General features: G+C 47.2%; 15 protein-coding genes. 13 read left to right on the top strand and 2 right to left on the bottom strand.

What is annotated here, in order from left to right:
• Window positions 1-413 precede the first annotated feature (413 nt).
• From secA to NCCP2222_RS19975, 11 genes are all read left to right on the top strand, one after another.
• Window positions 414-2,918 carry a preprotein translocase subunit SecA gene (gene secA / locus NCCP2222_RS20025; protein WP_248514168.1) on the top strand — a complete coding sequence of 835 codons (2,505 nt, stop codon included), beginning with the start codon at window positions 414-416 and terminating at the stop codon, window positions 2,916-2,918.
• Window positions 2,919-2,997: 79 nt separating this feature from the next.
• Window positions 2,998-4,099 (top strand): peptide chain release factor 2 gene (prfB, locus tag NCCP2222_RS20020; protein ID WP_248514170.1). Its coding sequence is split into 2 segments (ribosomal slippage): window positions 2,998-3,069 and window positions 3,071-4,099, totalling 1,101 coding nucleotides; the frame shifts between segments, so codons are not numbered across the junction.
• Between the two features lie 240 nt (window positions 4,100-4,339).
• Window positions 4,340-4,687, top strand: a complete 348-nt coding sequence (gene cccB / locus NCCP2222_RS20015; RefSeq protein ID WP_248514167.1) for a cytochrome c551 — start codon at window positions 4,340-4,342, stop codon at window positions 4,685-4,687.
• A gap of 337 nt (window positions 4,688-5,024) precedes the next feature.
• A complete protein-coding gene (ftsE, locus tag NCCP2222_RS20010) occupies window positions 5,025-5,711 on the top strand; it encodes a cell division ATP-binding protein FtsE (RefSeq protein ID WP_238083118.1) in 687 nt (228 codons plus the stop codon).
• On the top strand, window positions 5,701-6,585 hold the full coding sequence (gene ftsX, locus NCCP2222_RS20005) for a permease-like cell division protein FtsX (protein ID WP_248514166.1): 885 nt from the start codon (window positions 5,701-5,703) through the stop codon (window positions 6,583-6,585). The genes ftsE and ftsX overlap by 11 nt, the downstream gene beginning before the upstream one ends.
• Window positions 6,586-6,612: 27 nt before the next feature.
• Window positions 6,613-7,896, top strand: a complete 1,284-nt coding sequence (locus tag NCCP2222_RS20000; RefSeq protein ID WP_248514165.1) for a murein hydrolase activator EnvC family protein — start codon at window positions 6,613-6,615, stop codon at window positions 7,894-7,896.
• A gap of 105 nt (window positions 7,897-8,001) precedes the next feature.
• A complete protein-coding gene (locus NCCP2222_RS19995) occupies window positions 8,002-8,658 on the top strand; it encodes a hypothetical protein (protein WP_248514164.1) in 657 nt (218 codons plus the stop codon).
• Window positions 8,655-9,239, top strand: a complete 585-nt coding sequence (locus NCCP2222_RS19990; RefSeq protein WP_248514163.1) for a redoxin domain-containing protein — start codon at window positions 8,655-8,657, stop codon at window positions 9,237-9,239. The genes NCCP2222_RS19995 and NCCP2222_RS19990 overlap by 4 nt, the downstream gene beginning before the upstream one ends.
• A gap of 73 nt (window positions 9,240-9,312) precedes the next feature.
• The gene (locus NCCP2222_RS19985) at window positions 9,313-10,746 is read left to right on the top strand and encodes a S41 family peptidase (RefSeq protein WP_248514162.1); all 1,434 of its coding nucleotides are present in this window, start codon (window positions 9,313-9,315) and stop codon (window positions 10,744-10,746) included.
• Window positions 10,747-10,847: 101 nt separating this feature from the next.
• On the top strand, window positions 10,848-12,107 hold the full coding sequence (locus tag NCCP2222_RS19980; protein WP_248514161.1) for a PDZ domain-containing protein: 1,260 nt from the start codon (window positions 10,848-10,850) through the stop codon (window positions 12,105-12,107).
• A gap of 25 nt (window positions 12,108-12,132) precedes the next feature.
• Complete coding sequence (locus NCCP2222_RS19975; RefSeq protein WP_248514160.1) at window positions 12,133-12,399, top strand: CsbA family protein; 267 nt, start codon at window positions 12,133-12,135, stop codon at window positions 12,397-12,399.
• 44 nt (window positions 12,400-12,443) lie between these two features.
• Here NCCP2222_RS19975 and NCCP2222_RS19970 read toward each other — a convergent pair whose 3' ends face one another.
• Both NCCP2222_RS19970 and NCCP2222_RS19965 read right to left on the bottom strand, forming a co-directional pair.
• Complete coding sequence (locus tag NCCP2222_RS19970; RefSeq protein ID WP_248514159.1) at window positions 12,444-12,752, bottom strand: AzlD domain-containing protein; 309 nt, start codon at window positions 12,750-12,752, stop codon at window positions 12,444-12,446.
• Window positions 12,752-13,477, bottom strand: coding sequence for an AzlC family ABC transporter permease (locus NCCP2222_RS19965; RefSeq protein WP_248514158.1), 726 nt, complete (start codon window positions 13,475-13,477; stop codon window positions 12,752-12,754). Before NCCP2222_RS19965 ends, NCCP2222_RS19970 begins: the two co-directional genes overlap by 1 nt.
• A 141-nt stretch (window positions 13,478-13,618) precedes the next feature.
• On the opposite strand from NCCP2222_RS19965, the gene NCCP2222_RS19960 reads away from it, so the two are divergent.
• Both NCCP2222_RS19960 and NCCP2222_RS19955 read left to right on the top strand, forming a co-directional pair.
• Window positions 13,619-14,251, top strand: coding sequence for a TVP38/TMEM64 family protein (locus NCCP2222_RS19960; protein ID WP_248514157.1), 633 nt, complete (start codon window positions 13,619-13,621; stop codon window positions 14,249-14,251).
• Window positions 14,252-14,729: 478 nt separating this feature from the next.
• Window positions 14,730-16,134, top strand: a 1,405-nt coding sequence (locus tag NCCP2222_RS19955; protein ID WP_375709231.1) for a helicase-exonuclease AddAB subunit AddB, incomplete at its 3' end; no start/stop codon positions are given.

The following is a 16,134-nucleotide window of genomic DNA, read 5'->3' as shown; positions in this document are numbered from 1 at the left end:
GTCGCTGAAAACATTTTATCACAGGGATGGAAGTGGCTTTTTCCTATTTACACAATTATATGGACTTAATCGTTATCTGGCGTTCAAACGGATAATCTGGCGTTCGTCACGGTAATCTGGCGTTCACCACGATAATCTGGCGTTCACCACGTTTATCTGGCGTTCAAACGGATAATCTGGCGTTCACCACGGTTATCTGGCGTTCGCCGCGGTAATCTGGCGTTCAACCAGATAATCTGCAGTTCCCGCGCATACTCACCTCCCTAAGCCATCCACAAACTCCACCTACACACCATTACCCTCTCTTAAAACCACAAAATACCAAAGTTACTACTCCTAAAACCGTCCATCATTTGCACCATGCTTTTTACAATGGTAAAATGAAGGGTGAACTTAATGAGGATGTGACCTATATGCTTGGCGTATTGAATAAAATGTTTGATTCCAATAAACGAGACTTGAAACGGCTTGAAAAAATTGCAGATCAGGTAGAAGCACATGCTACGGAGATGGAGCGTCTGTCTGATGAGCAATTGAAAGAAAAGACACGAGAATTCCAGGAGCGGGTGGCGAACGGCGAATCGTTGGATGCGATTCAGCCGGAGGCGTTTGCGGTTGTTCGCGAGGCGTCGCGCCGTGTGCTTGGGATGTATCCGTTCCGCGTTCAGATTATGGGGGCGGCTGCCCTGCATGAAGGCAATATTGCAGAGATGAAGACCGGGGAAGGGAAGACGCTGACGTCGACGCTTGCGGTTTATTTGAATGCAATTGAAGGTAAAGGCGTTCATGTCGTAACGGTCAACGAATATTTGGCGAGCCGTGATGCGAATGAGATGGGACAACTGTATGAGTTCCTTGGCCTTTCGGTTGGACTCAATTTGAACAGCCTCTCGAAAGAAGAAAAACGCGAGGCATATGATGCGGATATTACGTATACTACGAATAACGAGCTCGGTTTCGATTATTTACGGGATAATATGGTGTTGTATTCGGAGCATAAAGTACAGCGCCCGCTTCATTATGCCGTCATTGACGAAGTTGACTCGATTTTAATTGATGAAGCACGGACACCGCTGATCATTTCGGGGCAAGCTTCCAAATCAGCGGAGCTGTACCGTTTGGCGAACCGTTTTGTCATCACCTTAAAGCAGGAAGAGGACTACTCGTATGATGAATCGACGAAAGGCGTTGTTCTGACTGAGTCCGGTGTGGATAAAGCGGAAAAGGCTTTCGGTATTGAAAACCTCTTTGATTTAAAGCACGTAACGCTCAATCATGCGATCAACCAATCGTTGAAAGCTCATGCGAGCATGCATATTGATGTGGACTACGTCGTTCAGGAAGGCGAAGTTGTCATTGTTGACTCCTTCACAGGCCGTTTGATGAAAGGCCGTCGCTATAGTGATGGACTGCACCAGGCGATTGAGGCGAAGGAAGGCTTGGAAGTTCAGAATGAAACGATGACTCTAGCGACGATTACGTTCCAAAACTTCTTCCGGATGTACGACAAGCTGGCCGGTATGACTGGTACGGCGAAAACGGAAGAAGAGGAATTCCGTAACATTTATAACATGAATGTTATCGCTGTTCCGACGAATCGTCCGATTGCGCGGGATGACCGGGCAGATTTAATTTACGCGACGATGGAAGGAAAGTTCAAAGCCGTCGCCGAGGATATTAAAGAGCGCCATAAGCAGGGGCAGCCTGTTCTTGTCGGTACGGTGGCGATCGAAACTTCGGAAATTATCTCGAACTACTTGAAAAAGTACGGTATTCCGCATAATGTATTGAATGCGAAGAACCATGGCCGGGAAGCCGAAATTATTCTCGAAGCCGGCCAGCCCGGTGCTGTCACGATTGCGACGAACATGGCCGGACGTGGTACGGACATCAAGCTTGGTGAAGGTGTCCAGGAACTTGGCGGTCTGGCGGTTATCGGGACAGAGCGGCATGAGTCCCGCCGTATCGATAATCAGCTACGTGGTCGTGCTGGTCGTCAAGGAGATCCGGGGATTACGCAATTCTATTTGTCTCTTGAAGACGAATTGATGCGCCGGTTCGGTTCTGACCAAATGAAAAATATGATGACGAAGCTCGGTATGGATGATTCCACGCCGATCCAGTCGAAAATGGTGTCGCGTTCCGTTGAATCTGCCCAGAAACGGGTGGAAGGCAATAACTTCGATGCACGGAAACGTTTGCTTCAGTATGATGATGTCCTTCGTCAACAACGGGAAATCATTTATAAGGAACGGAATGAAGTGCTGGAGTCCGACAACATCCGCGAAGTGCTTGAAAACATGCTGCGTAATGTAGTCGACCGTGTGATCGCTATGCATACAGATGAAAACGGCACAACGTTGAATGTCAAGGGCTTGGAAGACTTCCTTGGAGCAAATCTGCTGCCGGAAGGACGCATTACTGCAGCTCAACTAGAAGGTAAATCTATTGAGGACGTCACGGCTCTTATTAATGACGCTATTAACGAGCGATATGATGAGAAGGAAGCCGAAATGTCCGAAGAGCGGATGCGTGAATTTGAGAAAGTTGTTTTGCTTCGTGCGATCGATTCGAAATGGACTGACCATATTGATGCGATGGATCAGCTTCGCCACGGAATTCATTTACGTGCTTACGGCCAGACCGATCCGCTGCGTGAATACCAGTCGGAAGGCTTTGCAATGTTCGAAGAGATGGTTACATCTATCGAAAACGACGCTGCGAAATATGTCATGAAAGCAGAAATCCGCAACAACCTGGAGCGTGAGGAAGTAGCGAAAGGGCAAGCCGTCAATCCGAAGGAAGACGGCGAAAAAGTAACGAAAAAACCGGCTCGCCGGGCTGTCAATATTGGACGTAATGATCCATGTCCATGCGGCAGCGGCAAAAAATATAAAAACTGCCACGGGACTGCATAATCAGCCCTTGGTTTGATGAGACGATCGGCGGCTCTTACCGCCGTTTCTCTGAACCTAATTTTCAGGAGGAACTATTATGATGGAATTATCCGATGTTCGCAACGAACTCGACAAAACAGCTAAGAAATTAGTGGACTTCAGGGGGTCTCTTTGACTTAGAAAACAAAGAGGCACGAATACAAGAGCTTGATGAAATTATGCTGGAGCCTGGATTCTGGGATGATCAGGAAGCAGCGCAAAAAGTTATTTCAGAGTCCAATGCATTGAAATCCACAGTGGGGGACTTCAATGAATTGAACGACACGCACGAAAATCTTGAAATGACGCTCGAATTGTTGAAAGAGGAAGCGGACGAGGAGTTGCAGGAAGACCTCGTTGCTGAGTTGAAGGACTTCAAAAAGAAGATGGAAGACTTTGACTTGCAAATGTTGTTGAGCGATGAATTCGACAGCAGCAATGCAATTCTAGAAATTCATTCCGGCGCAGGCGGCACCGAGTCACAAGACTGGGCATCGATGCTGCTGCGTATGTATACGCGCTGGGCGGAAGACCAAGGTTACAAAGTCGAGACGCTTGATTACCAAGCAGGGGATGAAGCGGGCGTCAAATCGGTTACCCTTTCCATCAAAGGCCATAATGCTTATGGCTATTTGAAAGCGGAAAAAGGAGTTCATCGTCTTGTCCGGATTTCGCCGTTCGACTCATCGGGCCGCCGTCATACCTCCTTCTCATCCGTAGAAGTGATGCCGGAGTTTGATGGGGATATCGATATCGAGATCCGCACGGAAGATTTGAAAATCGACACGTACCGTTCCAGCGGCGCGGGCGGCCAGCACGTCAATACGACAGATTCTGCCGTCCGGATTACGCATATTCCGACAGGCGCTGTTGTGACATGCCAAACGGAACGTTCTCAAATCAAGAACCGTGAGCGTGCTATGAACTTGTTGAAAGCGAAGTTGTATCAATTGAAAGTGGAAGAGGAAGAAGCGCGTCTTGCTGAAATCCGTGGTGAGCAAAAGGAAATCGGCTGGGGCAGCCAAATCCGTTCCTACGTATTCCACCCGTATTCCATGGTAAAAGATCACCGTACAAACGAAGAGACTGGAAACGTCGGCGCTGTAATGGATGGCGAAATTGATCCATTCATCAACGCGTATCTCCGCTCTAAAATTTCATAAAAAAGCCGTCTTTCTAGTATGGCCAGAAAACAAAAAAGCGCACTCCGGTGCGCTTTTTATTTTTTGGTAAGTCCGAAAGGGTTTTAAATTTGGACAGATGTGTATAGTACTAGATGAAGGAGTCGCTGTCGATTGTCATGAATTTGATAAAAATCAGGCGCTTCCACAGACAGACACACTTCAATCCTTTGGTATACTTAGGAATGAAAGTACATCATTAGACGATAGGAGGAAAATCAATTGAAAAAGCAGCTATTTGGTGTCATGTTAGGTGCTGTACTTGTACTTGGTGCATGTGGCGGCGGTAACAAGACGGACAATGACCAAAATGCGACAGGTACAGATAATGGGGCAACTTCTTCAGTTGACGCAGAAAAAATCGTCAACAGCAACTGTACGACTTGTCACGGAGGAAACTTGGAAGGTAAAGGCGCGGCTCCGGCACTCGCTAATATCGGTTCTGAGCTTTCACAAGATGAAATTCACGATATCGTCTCAAACGGGCAAAACGGAATGCCTCCATTCAAAGGCACTTTGAGCGATGAAGAAATCACAGCTGTCGCTAAATATTTGGCTGACAAGAAATAAGAAGGAAGAAACCGTAACGCCACGACGCGTTGCGGTTTTTTTATATACATTTTTTTGAAGAAAAATAATGTATATAAATAGAAAGTTTTTATCGAAAAATAACTTATTATTAATAATACATATTTATATTACAATTCAATCCCTTCCTGTAATAAAGCGAAGTAGCTTGCCGCAAATCCCGACGGAAATTGGAGAAAAATGGAGTTCTCTTTATTTCACACCAAGTCATCTGGAAGATGATTTGAAACATATCTGTAATACTTAGCAGTCACAGTCATGTTATAATGGGCATGTTGAGTGAAAAAATTGTAGATAACAATTACCAGGTGGTTTTAAAATGATTGTGATGAAAGATGTATACAAGAAATACCCGAATGGTGTCGTTGCAGCAAATGGCATCAATGTCGAAATTAACCGCGGCGAGTTCGTCTATGTCGTTGGACCGAGCGGTGCAGGGAAATCAACTTTTATTAAAATGATGTACCGAGAAGAATCACCGACTAAAGGTGATATTCTGATTAACGGCATTAATTTGGCGACACTTCGAAATAAACGCGTGCCGCTGTTGAGAAGGCAGATTGGCGTCGTATTCCAAGACTTTAAATTACTTCCTAAATTAAATGTTTACGAGAATGTGGCGTTTGCACTCGAAGTAATCGAGGAATCGCCAAAAGTGATTCGCAAGCGGGTTAATGAAGTATTGGCGCTTGTCGGATTGACGCAAAAAGCGAGGATGTTTCCGAATGAATTGTCCGGCGGGGAGCAACAGCGCGTTTCAATTGCAAGATCGATTGTCAACGTACCGAAAGTCGTTATTGCAGATGAGCCGACCGGTAACTTGGACCCGGATACGTCGTGGGAAATCATGAAGATTTTTGAGCAAATTAATGCGCTTGGAACGACAATCGTCATGGCAACCCATAATAAAGAAATCGTCAACACAATGCGTCATCGCGTCATTGTCGTTGAAGGCGGAATGATCACCAGAGATGAAGATGAAGGAGTTTATGGTTATGAAAGCTAGAACGATGGGCCGGCATGTGAGAGAAAGCCTCAAAAGCCTAGGTCGGAATAGCTGGATGACCTTTGCTTCTGTCAGTGCTGTTACAGTTACGCTGCTGTTGGTCGGTGTATTCATTGTTATCATGATGAACTTGAATCAATTGGCGGACAACCTTGAGAATGATGTCGAAATCAAAGTCATTGCAGATCCTGCGGCTGATGAAACGGCCGTGAAAGAATTGGAAAAACAAGTACGCTCCACTGCGGGCGTCCAGGAAGTTGTCTATTCTTCGAGGGATGAAGAATTGGACAAAATGATCCAGTCGTTCGGGGATGAATTAAGCCTCTACAAACAAAGCAACCCACTTGGTGATGCGTTGTATGTAAAAGCGAAAGATCCTCATGAAACTGCGGCAATCGCCAAGAAAATCGATACATATGACTATACCTCCCAAGTCGTTTACGGCGAAGGCAAAGTCGAGAAGCTTTTCAAGGTGCTGAACATGAGCCGCAATATTGGAATGGTTTTAATTTTGGCTTTATTGTTCACGGCGATGTTCCTGATCTCCAATACGATTCGTTTGACAATCGTGGCGCGGGGCCGGGAGATCGAGATTATGAAGCTAGTAGGAGCAACTAATAGTTTTGTGCGCATTCCGTTTGTGCTAGAAGGCATATGGCTGGGAGTTCTTGGAGCAATTATCCCGATGGCCGTCATTTCGTTCTCGTACTACGAATTGTACGCACAATGGGAACCGAAATTGCAAAACGAATTGTTCCAGCTGCTGAATGCAATGCCTTTCATTCTTCAAGTGAACGGCCTCCTGTTATTCATGGGTGTATTCATTGGTATGTGGGGCAGCTTCATGTCTGTACGCAAATTCTTGAAAGTCTAAAGTTCAATGTTAGGGGGAACTCGGAAGTTGTTGAAACGTAAATGGGTAGTGAGTAGCTTCATCGCCATTTTCGCCCTTTCCACTCTTCTCGGTGGAACGGGTGCATTGGCGAGCACATTGAAAGATTTGAAACAGGAACAGAAACTAAATGAACAGAAGAAAAAGAACTTGAACGCCACGATTGAGAATAAAGACAAAGCGATTCAATCGACGCGAAATGATATTCAGAAATTCTTGGATCAAGTAGCTAAAGTGAACCGCGAAATTAAAGAAACGAATGACAACATGAACCGTGTCATCGGAAAAATCAATAAGACACAAGACGAGATTGATGAATTGAAAGCATCCATCAAAGATCTTGAGAAAAAAATCGCTGAGCGGGATGAAGTGTTGCGTGAACGGGTTCGCGCTATGCAGGCGAAAGGCAACAACGTCAATTATATAGACGTGCTGCTAGGGGCAAATAGTTTTGCTGACTTTATCGACCGGTTTTCCGCTGTAACCACTTTAATGGATGCGGACCGCGACATCATGAAACGCCAAAAAGAAGACATTGAGCAGCTAGAGAAAGAAAAAGTGCTCGTTGAGAAGAAATTGGCAGAGCTTGAAGAAAACAAAGCGCAATTAGAAAAACTGAAAGCACGACTTCTTGACAAGAAAAAAGAGAAGCATAAAATCATAGATCAGCTCGAAGCAGAAGAAGAGCGTTTATCGAAAGAGAAAAAACAAGTGGAAGATGAGTTCCACGAGACAGTTGAAATTGGAGCAGACCTTGAGAAAAAAGTAATCGCTGAACAGAAACGGGCTGCTGAAATTGCTCGAAGAGAAGAAGAGCGTAAACGCAAAGAGAGAGAAGCGGCACGCGCAAATTCCACTAAAATCCCTCCGGTTTCGGACGGATTCTGGACAAGACCAGCGAGCGGTACGTTCACGTCATCCTTTGGCTGGCGAGTACACCCGATTTACGGCACGAAGCGTCAGCATAGAGGGGTGGATATCGCCAATTCCATCGGCACGCCGGTTGTGGCAGCAGCAGATGGAGTCGTCTCCTTTGCCGGTAAAATGGGCGGTCTCGGAAACTGTGTTATGATTACCCACTCATCGGACGGACAAATTTTGACGACTGTTTATGGACATATGTCACGAATCGATGCACATGTCGGACAAGTCATTGATAAAGGAACACAGGTCGGTGCAATTGGTACGACAGGCGCGTCTACAGGCCCGCATTTGCACTTTGAAATTCATGTTGGCAGCTTCTCGGCATCAGGTCCGAGTGCTGTAAACCCACTTCGCTACGTTTCATTCTAATACATTCTAAAATCCGTCTCTTAGGAGGCGGATTTTTTAATAAGCAAATATGTCGCAGTCCAATCTAATTCCTTATACGATGGAAGTAGAAAAAGGAGAATCGGCATGATTGTGAATAAATATTTTTTAATCGGAAACATCACAGTTCCTTCATCATGGATTGCACTCATTGTTGCTTTTATAGTGGCATATAGTTTGGTTCGGATCCTTTTCAAGGCAAAGAGTGCAAATAAATGGGCTGATCAGTTTTTCACCATTTTAGTCATTTGGAAATTATCTGTCGTCGTGACCCATGCCTCGTTAATTATGAAAACACCGATGTCAATCATCTATTTTAATGGGGGTTTGTTTGGATTTTGTTTAGGTGTTGCTTATGTGTTTAGTAGAAGCTGGATGGATCAACGTCGTGGCAATATAACGAAAGAGCAATGGGATTCGCTATTGTATGGAGCGGTTTTCACATTGTCCACCTACCAAGCGGGAATGGCAGTTTTAAATGACGGTCCGATCTATGTCAGTGTGACTACTGTCGTTTTATTTACCGCACTGCTTCTGCTTGCAATCTGGCGATTTACAAAGAAGAAAGAGATTGGAAATCAGGAGCCGCTGCTCCTTGCTGCAGTCCATCTATTCGCCGCCTCCTTCCAGCCGGCCGGGTTATGGAATGGAGCACTGCTTGTCACATTGCTGATCGTCGGCTTTTGGATGCTGATTGATTATCGGATGGAACATGGAAAAACGAATACGGAGGAATTGATATGAACAAGAAAGTAATGGGATATGTGATTGCTGCTTTGGTGATCGGATCGATGGTCGTTTTCATGATTCGGTCAAATATGAATGATGCAAAACCGTTGAAGGAAGTGGCCGTTGTGGACGATGTATCGATCGCAACGGATGGAGAAACAGGTCTTGGCCAAGGAGATCTTGCGCCGAATTTCAGTTTGGAGACATTAGACGGGACCGTCATCAAACTTTCGGACTTAAAAGGGAAAAAGGTAATCTTGAACTTTTGGGCTTCTTGGTGTCCGCCGTGTAAAGCGGAAATGCCTCATATGCAGAACTACTATAAAAATTACAGCGAGGAAGACAATGTTGAGATTGTCGCTGTCAACCTGACGACCGGAGAGAAACTCGGGTTGAAGGGGGTTGAGGATTTTATTGACTCCTATGGGTTGACCTTTCCGATTCCACTGGACAAGGAAGGTGACGTAATGGATCAGTATCAGGCATATACGATGCCGACGACGTACATGATTCAAACGGACGGAACCATTGCCCAGAAAATCATCGGACCGATGGATGAGAACATGATCCGCAATCTGGTAGATTCAATGGATTAATAAAAAAGCCGGTTTTTTGCAGTCGTATTGTGTACATCCCCTTCATATATTGGTGGAGGAAGGAGGATACGACGTGCGAAGAAGCCGGTTTTTTCTATTTATGATTTTGGCGGTGTTTGCCGCAGGACTCTTGTTTGTGTTAGACGGTTGTGGAACGGAGAAAAAGCAGGCCGAACAGGCCAAGAAGAGTTCTTTTCCTGTTATTGACGAAGCGTATCAGCTGATTAAAGAGAACGCCGTCTATCAAGTGGAAGGGGACAAGCTGATTGAAGGAGCCCTGCGCGGCATGGCGGATGTCATTAATGACCCATACTCCACCTATTTATCAAAAGAGGAAGCGGCGTCTCACAGGGAATCTCTTGCGGGTGAACGGGTCGGAATTGGAGCAGAGATCACCAGATCGAACGGAAAGTTCATCATTGTAGCACCTGTAAAAGGTTCGCCTGCCGAGAAGGCTGGGCTGCTGCCTTATGATGAAATTGTCCGCATCAACGGCGAGCGTTTGGAAGGTTTGACGCTGCAGGATGTCGTCCGGCTGATCCGCGGCGAAAAAGGTTCATCGATGACATTGACGATTTATCGTCCAGAGATGACCAAGCATCTGGAAATGACGATAGTGCGGGAAGCAATTCCTGTCAAGACGGTCAGTTCAGAGATAATGAAGGAGCGGGGCGAAACGTTTGGGTACATAGCACTGACGATGTTTGGAGATGAAAGTGCTAAAGAGTGGAAAACCGCAACGGATGATTTAATGAAACAAGGGGCAAAAGGGTTGATCATCGATTTGCGCGGCAATCCAGGCGGTTATTTGCGGGCGGTTGGTGCAATCGCGGGAAGCTTGTTGGAGGATAATTCGATTTATGCGTATATGCAAGATGCCGAAGGGAATTTGACGCCGCTAGTCGTAGAACCGTCTGATCAATATGATCCAAAGCTAAAGAAGATCCCGATTGTTCTTCTGCAAGATAAAGGCAGCGCCTCCGCCAGTGAAGTACTGAGCGGTGCGCTAAAGGATTTACGAAGAGGAACGATCACAGGGACGACAAGCTTTGGAAAAGGAACCGTTCAAGATACGATGGAACTGACGAATGGCGGTGAAATGAAACTGTCGACACATAAATGGTTAACGCCGAAGGAACAGTGGATTCACGGGTCTGGTGTAGAGGCTGACTTGAAAGCGGAGCAGAATAAATTATTTACTGAACACGTTAGAATCGTTACGGATATTTATTCACCAGGCAACCATCACGAAGACATTGCCTACGCACAGCGTTTGCTGGGCGGGCTCGGTTACAAAGTAGACAGGACAGACGGTTTCTTTGACGAATCTACAGCAGCTGCCGTCCAGCAATTCCGCCAAGACGGCCAACTCGATTCGGAAGATATTATGGACCGTAAATTCTATTCGCTGCTACGTGAGCGGGTAGAGGATTACCGAAAAGACCGTACCAATGACATCCAGCTCCAAATGGCGATTGGGTATATGCATCATGTGCTGACCGAATAGGATTATTCGGTTTAAAAAACGAATGATAGATGATTGGAAAACTCCTTGCAGCCGGCAAGGAGTTTTTTCCTGCCTGAAAGCAGGACGGGAGAACCAACTCTATGAAAATTTGGCCTGCATCTCACACCAGAGTCGAATCTTTTGATACAATAGAGAACAAAATAGTAGCAGGGGAACGGATGGTGTGGACTGTGACTGAACAAGATTGGTGGAATATCGGTAAGGCGATCGGTTATTTCTTCTTGAATCCGTTGTTTTGGGCAGCTTTGATAGCGGCTGTGGGGGTTGGCTATTTCAGAGTGAAGCGGGAGCGGAGGCATTTTAACATTCGACTGCTTCCGGGGCTGACGGAATGGCGGCGCATTGTTTCCGAGTCATGGCTTCCCGCAGTAGTGTTATCGGTTGTCGTATCCGGTGTTGGTTTGACGGTCGACCGGGGATGGCTCGTCCTGTTCATCGGCATATCGCTGATTGCACTTTTATTCTTTTATTATCAGGCAATGTCGCCCATTTATTTTGCGGCGATCGCAGTACTTGCGATATTTGGCATGCAATTTGACTCGTCCCGTTTTACACTGTACGGCTGGAGCCCGGACGAAGTCGACTTGTACGGATCGCTCGCTGTGACGGTTGCCATTATTGCAGGATTGCTTTTGATGGCAGAAGGGTATTTGGTCAGGCGGTTTGCTGCCCGCTGCCCGTCGCCGTTGCTGGAGCCGACCAATCGTGGTCTGCAAGCGGCTGTATTCAAAGTGAAACGGCTGTGGCTTCTGCCGGTTGTGTTCCTCGTTCCGGGCGATATGATCTCTGCCTATGTGCCGTACTGGCCGCAGCTGACACTAGGTGCTGCGACGTTTAGCTTCGTGCCTGTTCCCGTCGTCATCGGATTCTCGCAAATTGTCAGGACGACGTTCCCTGAAATTTTATATCCGAAAATGGGACGGGCTATCATGGTAATCGGAGCAGTGGTCGTGGCAATCGGCATTGGCGCCATTTGGATGCCTGTTATAGGATGGGCAGCCGTAGTAATTGGGGTCATCTCCCGGATGACTCTCTCCATCGTGACAGCTATGAAAGAACGGAAAGGCGGGTATGTTGCAGCGCCGCGTTCTTCTGGTGTCATGATTGCGGGCGTTTTGCCGGAATCGCCGGGTGAACGGCTTGGCCTTGTGCCTGGCGAATGCATCCGTGCCGTCAACGGGATTCATGTGACGAACGAGAAAGAACTGTATGATGCCATTCAGGTGAACGCAGCGCATTGCAGGCTGCAAGTGATTGGCCGGGACGGAGAGGTCCGCCTCATGCAGCAGGTTCTCTACCGGCATGATCATCACCGGCTTGGCTTGCTGGTCGTCCGGTAATTTTACGGATAGAGGGGGAAGATGAATGGAAGCGCTCGGAACTAAACTTGTACTTGCCCTTTTTTTGCCTGGGTTGCTCGTCCTCTTCTTTACCCGGGTCACTTTTCACCATATTGTAGGACTTATTTTGACGCTTGCTTTGATTGCCGCATCGGTTTACGCAGGGTATACGCATAATTGGCTTCTTTATGCGGCAGACGCTCTTTCACTGACAGTCGGTTTTTCATTGGCATCCCGGATGGTAAAGAAGGCGAGAGGCCATGACCAGTCGGAGAAGGATCCAGTAGAATGATCAAAACCGCAAGCGGATACGCATCCGGCTTGCGGTTTTGTCGTTTATAGAAATAAACTATAGATCGCCAGTACACCAATCGTTCCAAGAACAACAGGCATAACCCCGCCGCCGAGAATCGCAATCAGAAAGGCGGTGGCCGCTCCGATGACGCCGAAGAGGATATTCCCTTCCTGAACGAATAAGATCGCCGGAAAAATAAGCGCGCCCAGCACTGCATACGGAATATTGCTTAATACTCCGCTGACGATCGGAGGCAGTTTCTTTCCATCCAAAAAGGTAAGAGGCACCATGCGGGGTATATACGTTACAAGCGCCATGCCAAGCAGCATCCACCAATACCAGGAACCCATTATTCATCCCCCTTTTCTGGATACATGCCAGCGACTGCTTGTCCGCGACGAGCGTAAAACATCTCAACGAGGACGGCAGAGGCGAGCGTGGATACAAGAATAGCCCAGCCGGTCGACAGCAGCCCTGTGAAGTAAAAGAAGCAATGGATGGCTGCCGCAATGCCCGCAAGCATTACAACTTTCCGGTTTCCTTTCATTGAAGGGACCAAGAGGCCGACGAACATGGCATACAGCGCAATCGACATCGCCGCTTGCAGAAATGCAGGCAGATTCGCTCCGATCACATGGCCGACCGCCGTGAAGATGACCCAGCTTCCGTAAGCGATAATGGAGACGCCAAATGCGAAAGCAGTAGACACCTTCTCCTCCTTTTGCGTGGCGATGACTGAAAAGGATTCATCTGTAATCCCGAATGAATAGACTGCTTTCACCCATTTTGGGGCGCGATGCATCTTTTCATTGAGCGAAGCCGTCATAAGAAAGTGACGAATATTGACGATAAATGTATTCATGACAATCAATACCGGATCGACTCCGAATTTTATCATGCTTAACGATATGTATTGAGCTGCCCCTGCATAGACGAAGAGACTCATGGCAGTCGCTTCCATCAAGGAGAGCCCTGTCGTTTTTGCGAGCAGACCGAACGTCAACGCAACAGGAAAATACCCGATGGCAATGCTCGTACCGGCCTTTAGTCCGGAATGGAATTGTTTTTTTAACATTTTGTCACCTTTTTTCTAGCGTATCTTAGCGATTATACTATAAAATTTTGTTTTGGTGGTATTGTATAAAAGGAATAGGTTAAATAGGGAACGAGCAAGCTGAACGAGATTGGCTGCAAACGGATGAGGATGTGATTTGGGATGCCGGAATGGCTGGATTTAGAAAAATTTGAAGCGATAGCACAGCAATATAAATTACTTGGTTCGCTGATTGGAATCCTGTTGCCGGTCATTGAAGCATTTTTGCCGTTCTTGCCGTTGTTTGCAATTGTCATAGCCAATGTGAACGCCTATGATTTATGGTATGGATTCCTTTTATCTTGGGCAGGAACGGTTATCGGATCCTATACAGTGTTTCTCATTATCCGGAAGTTCGGCCAAAAACGGTTCTTCCGATTCTTGACGAAACATGCGCGAGTTCAACAATTGATCCACTGGGTGGAACGCAACGGATTCGGCCCGTTATTCCTGTTCATTTGCTTTCCATTTACACCGTCCGCCCTCGTCAACCTGGTGGCGGGCCTGTCGAATATGAAAAAGAAACATTACTTGATTATCCTCATGGCCGGGAAATTTGTGATGATCTTTACGATGAGTTTCATCGGACACGATCTGAGAGCCTTGTTTACCCAGCCGATCCGGACAGCAATCGTGGGCATCATCATCTTTCTTTTATGGTTTATTGGCAAACGGCTCGAAAAACGATTGGACAAGAAAGTCGAAGAGGAATCGAGCAATTATTTCAAGGAACAGAATGAGAGAAAAGAAGAATAGAAAGACATTTTGGGAAGTGCCAGGGAATGGTGCTTCTCTATTTTTGTGGTGTCCGCATGTGCGGGGCGAGGGCGGTACTTGGCACGTGTTTATGCGCGGGTGCGCGGGTGGTATGCGCGGTTGGCCCTGTTTATGCGCGGGTATGGAGGCGGTGTGCGTGGTTGGCCCCTGTTTATGCGCGGTTGGCCCCTGTTATTCGCGGGTACGGGGTGCTGTATGCGCGGGTAGCTCCTGTTTATGCTTATGCGCGTGTGCGGGTGTCGTATGCGCGGTTGGCCCTGCGCAGGTAGAGGGGCTGTATGCTCGTGTAACCCGCCGTGATGTGCATGCCCGCCCTTAATACCTTCCTCCCCGCACCATCCACTCTTCCACTATATGGCCCAATGCAATTAGTTTCTGTCCTGTTCATCTTTCGGTACAATAGAGAGATAGAGAACAGGCATTTTTATTTTTACAAGATAGAGAGGAGGAGCCGTTCATGTCTTTGCGATTTATTACAGGACGGGCGGGAACCGGAAAGACGACGTTCATCGAGCGGGAGATTGCGTCCGCACTGCAGGCGGATCCGCTTGGGCCAGCGATTGTCCTTCTTGTACCGGATCAGATGTCGTATTCCATGGAGCACAGTTTGTCGGTCAATTTCGGTCTTAGGGGTATCATACGGGCGCAAGTATCGACGTTTAAACGGCTGGCTTGGCGAATTTTGCAGGAGACCGGAGGCATCACTCGGAAAGAGGTGGATGGCTTCGGTTATCGGATGCTCGTACGGAGCGTGCTGGAGGAAAACCGTGATGAGTTGAAATTGTTCCGGCAGGCCGCGAATAAAAAAGGGTTCGTGGAGAAAGTCGGGGATCTCATGAAGGAATTCAGCCGCTACTGTCTCGATCGTCAATGTTTGACGGACCTTGGGACCAATCTAGAGATGACTGACGCACCAAGAACCCTGCAGGATAAAGTGCATGATTTGACGCTCCTTTTTACAAAGATTGAGGAACGCCTCGGCACTTCTTATGTGGATAGCGAGGGGCATTTGGCGCTTCTTGCTTCGCAAATCAAACATTCTGATCTTCTTCAGGAAGCGGATATTTATATCGACGGATTTGAAAGTTTTACAGCACGGGAATATGAGATTTTAACAGAATTGATGAAGCATGCAAAACGGGTAACCGTTGTCCTCCCGATGGAATCGGATTTAACTGGACATGCCGATCATGAGCTGTTTTTCAATCCAGTACGAACGGCTCTCCGGCTGCGGGAGATTGCGAGAACCGAATCGGTTGAAATGGAAGAGACCATTCATTTGGATCAAGCCCTTCGCTACCATAATGAGGAGCTTCGTTTCTTTGAGTCGGCATTCGAACGGTATCCGATGCCGTCTAGAGAAGCGGAAGGGGCCATCACGCTGATTGAAGCTGCGGACCGGCGAGCTGAAGTGCATGCGGTCGCAAGGAAAATCCGAGAAATGGTCATGTCGGGTGAACGGTATAAAGAGATTTCCGTTTTGTACAGGCAGTCGGAAGCTTATGACGAATTGATCGAAACGATATTCGGGCAATATGAAATTCCGGTTTTCATTAGCCGGAAAAAGCCGATGCTTCACCATCCGCTCATTGAATTCACGCGTTCCGTCTTGGAGGCAGTGCTTGCCAACTGGTCGTATGAAACCGTGTTCCGGGCTGTGAAGACGGATTTGTTTTTCCCGCATGGTGAGGACAAGTTTTTATGGCGGGAACGGGCAGATCGGCTAGAAAATTATGTATTGGCCAATGGCATCTATGGTCCTCGGTGGTTCGATGAAACACGCTGGGTCGTGAAGCGGTACCGGGGGCTGGAGAAGTACAGCCAAGTCCAGACCGACGAGGAGCTTGCCCAGCAGCAGGAAC

Source organism: Sporosarcina sp. NCCP-2222, from assembly GCF_023168145.1.
In the GTDB taxonomy this organism is placed as follows: domain Bacteria; phylum Bacillota; class Bacilli; order Bacillales_A; family Planococcaceae; genus Sporosarcina.
The sequence above is the reverse complement of the archived record's forward strand: the minus strand, read 5'-3'. Positions and strand labels throughout refer to the sequence as shown.

What these genes read in the sequence shown, in the direction of transcription:
- secA (WP_248514168.1), top strand. Translation starts at nt 414, where the DNA reads ATGCTTGGCGTATTGAATAAAATGTTTGATTCCAATAAACGAGACTTG.
- ftsE (WP_238083118.1), top strand. Translation starts at nt 5,025, where the DNA reads ATGATTGTGATGAAAGATGTATACAAGAAATACCCGAATGGTGTCGTT.
- ftsX (WP_248514166.1), top strand. Translation starts at nt 5,701, where the DNA reads ATGAAAGCTAGAACGATGGGCCGGCATGTGAGAGAAAGCCTCAAAAGC.
- NCCP2222_RS19995 (WP_248514164.1), top strand. Translation starts at nt 8,002, where the DNA reads ATGATTGTGAATAAATATTTTTTAATCGGAAACATCACAGTTCCTTCA.
- NCCP2222_RS19990 (WP_248514163.1), top strand. Translation starts at nt 8,655, where the DNA reads ATGAACAAGAAAGTAATGGGATATGTGATTGCTGCTTTGGTGATCGGA.
- NCCP2222_RS19980 (WP_248514161.1), top strand. Translation starts at nt 10,848, where the DNA reads ATGAAAATTTGGCCTGCATCTCACACCAGAGTCGAATCTTTTGATACA.
- NCCP2222_RS19975 (WP_248514160.1), top strand. Translation starts at nt 12,133, where the DNA reads ATGGAAGCGCTCGGAACTAAACTTGTACTTGCCCTTTTTTTGCCTGGG.
- NCCP2222_RS19970 (WP_248514159.1), bottom strand. Translation starts at nt 12,752, where the DNA reads ATGGGTTCCTGGTATTGGTGGATGCTGCTTGGCATGGCGCTTGTAACG.
- NCCP2222_RS19965 (WP_248514158.1), bottom strand. Translation starts at nt 13,477, where the DNA reads ATGTTAAAAAAACAATTCCATTCCGGACTAAAGGCCGGTACGAGCATT.
- NCCP2222_RS19960 (WP_248514157.1), top strand. Translation starts at nt 13,619, where the DNA reads ATGCCGGAATGGCTGGATTTAGAAAAATTTGAAGCGATAGCACAGCAA.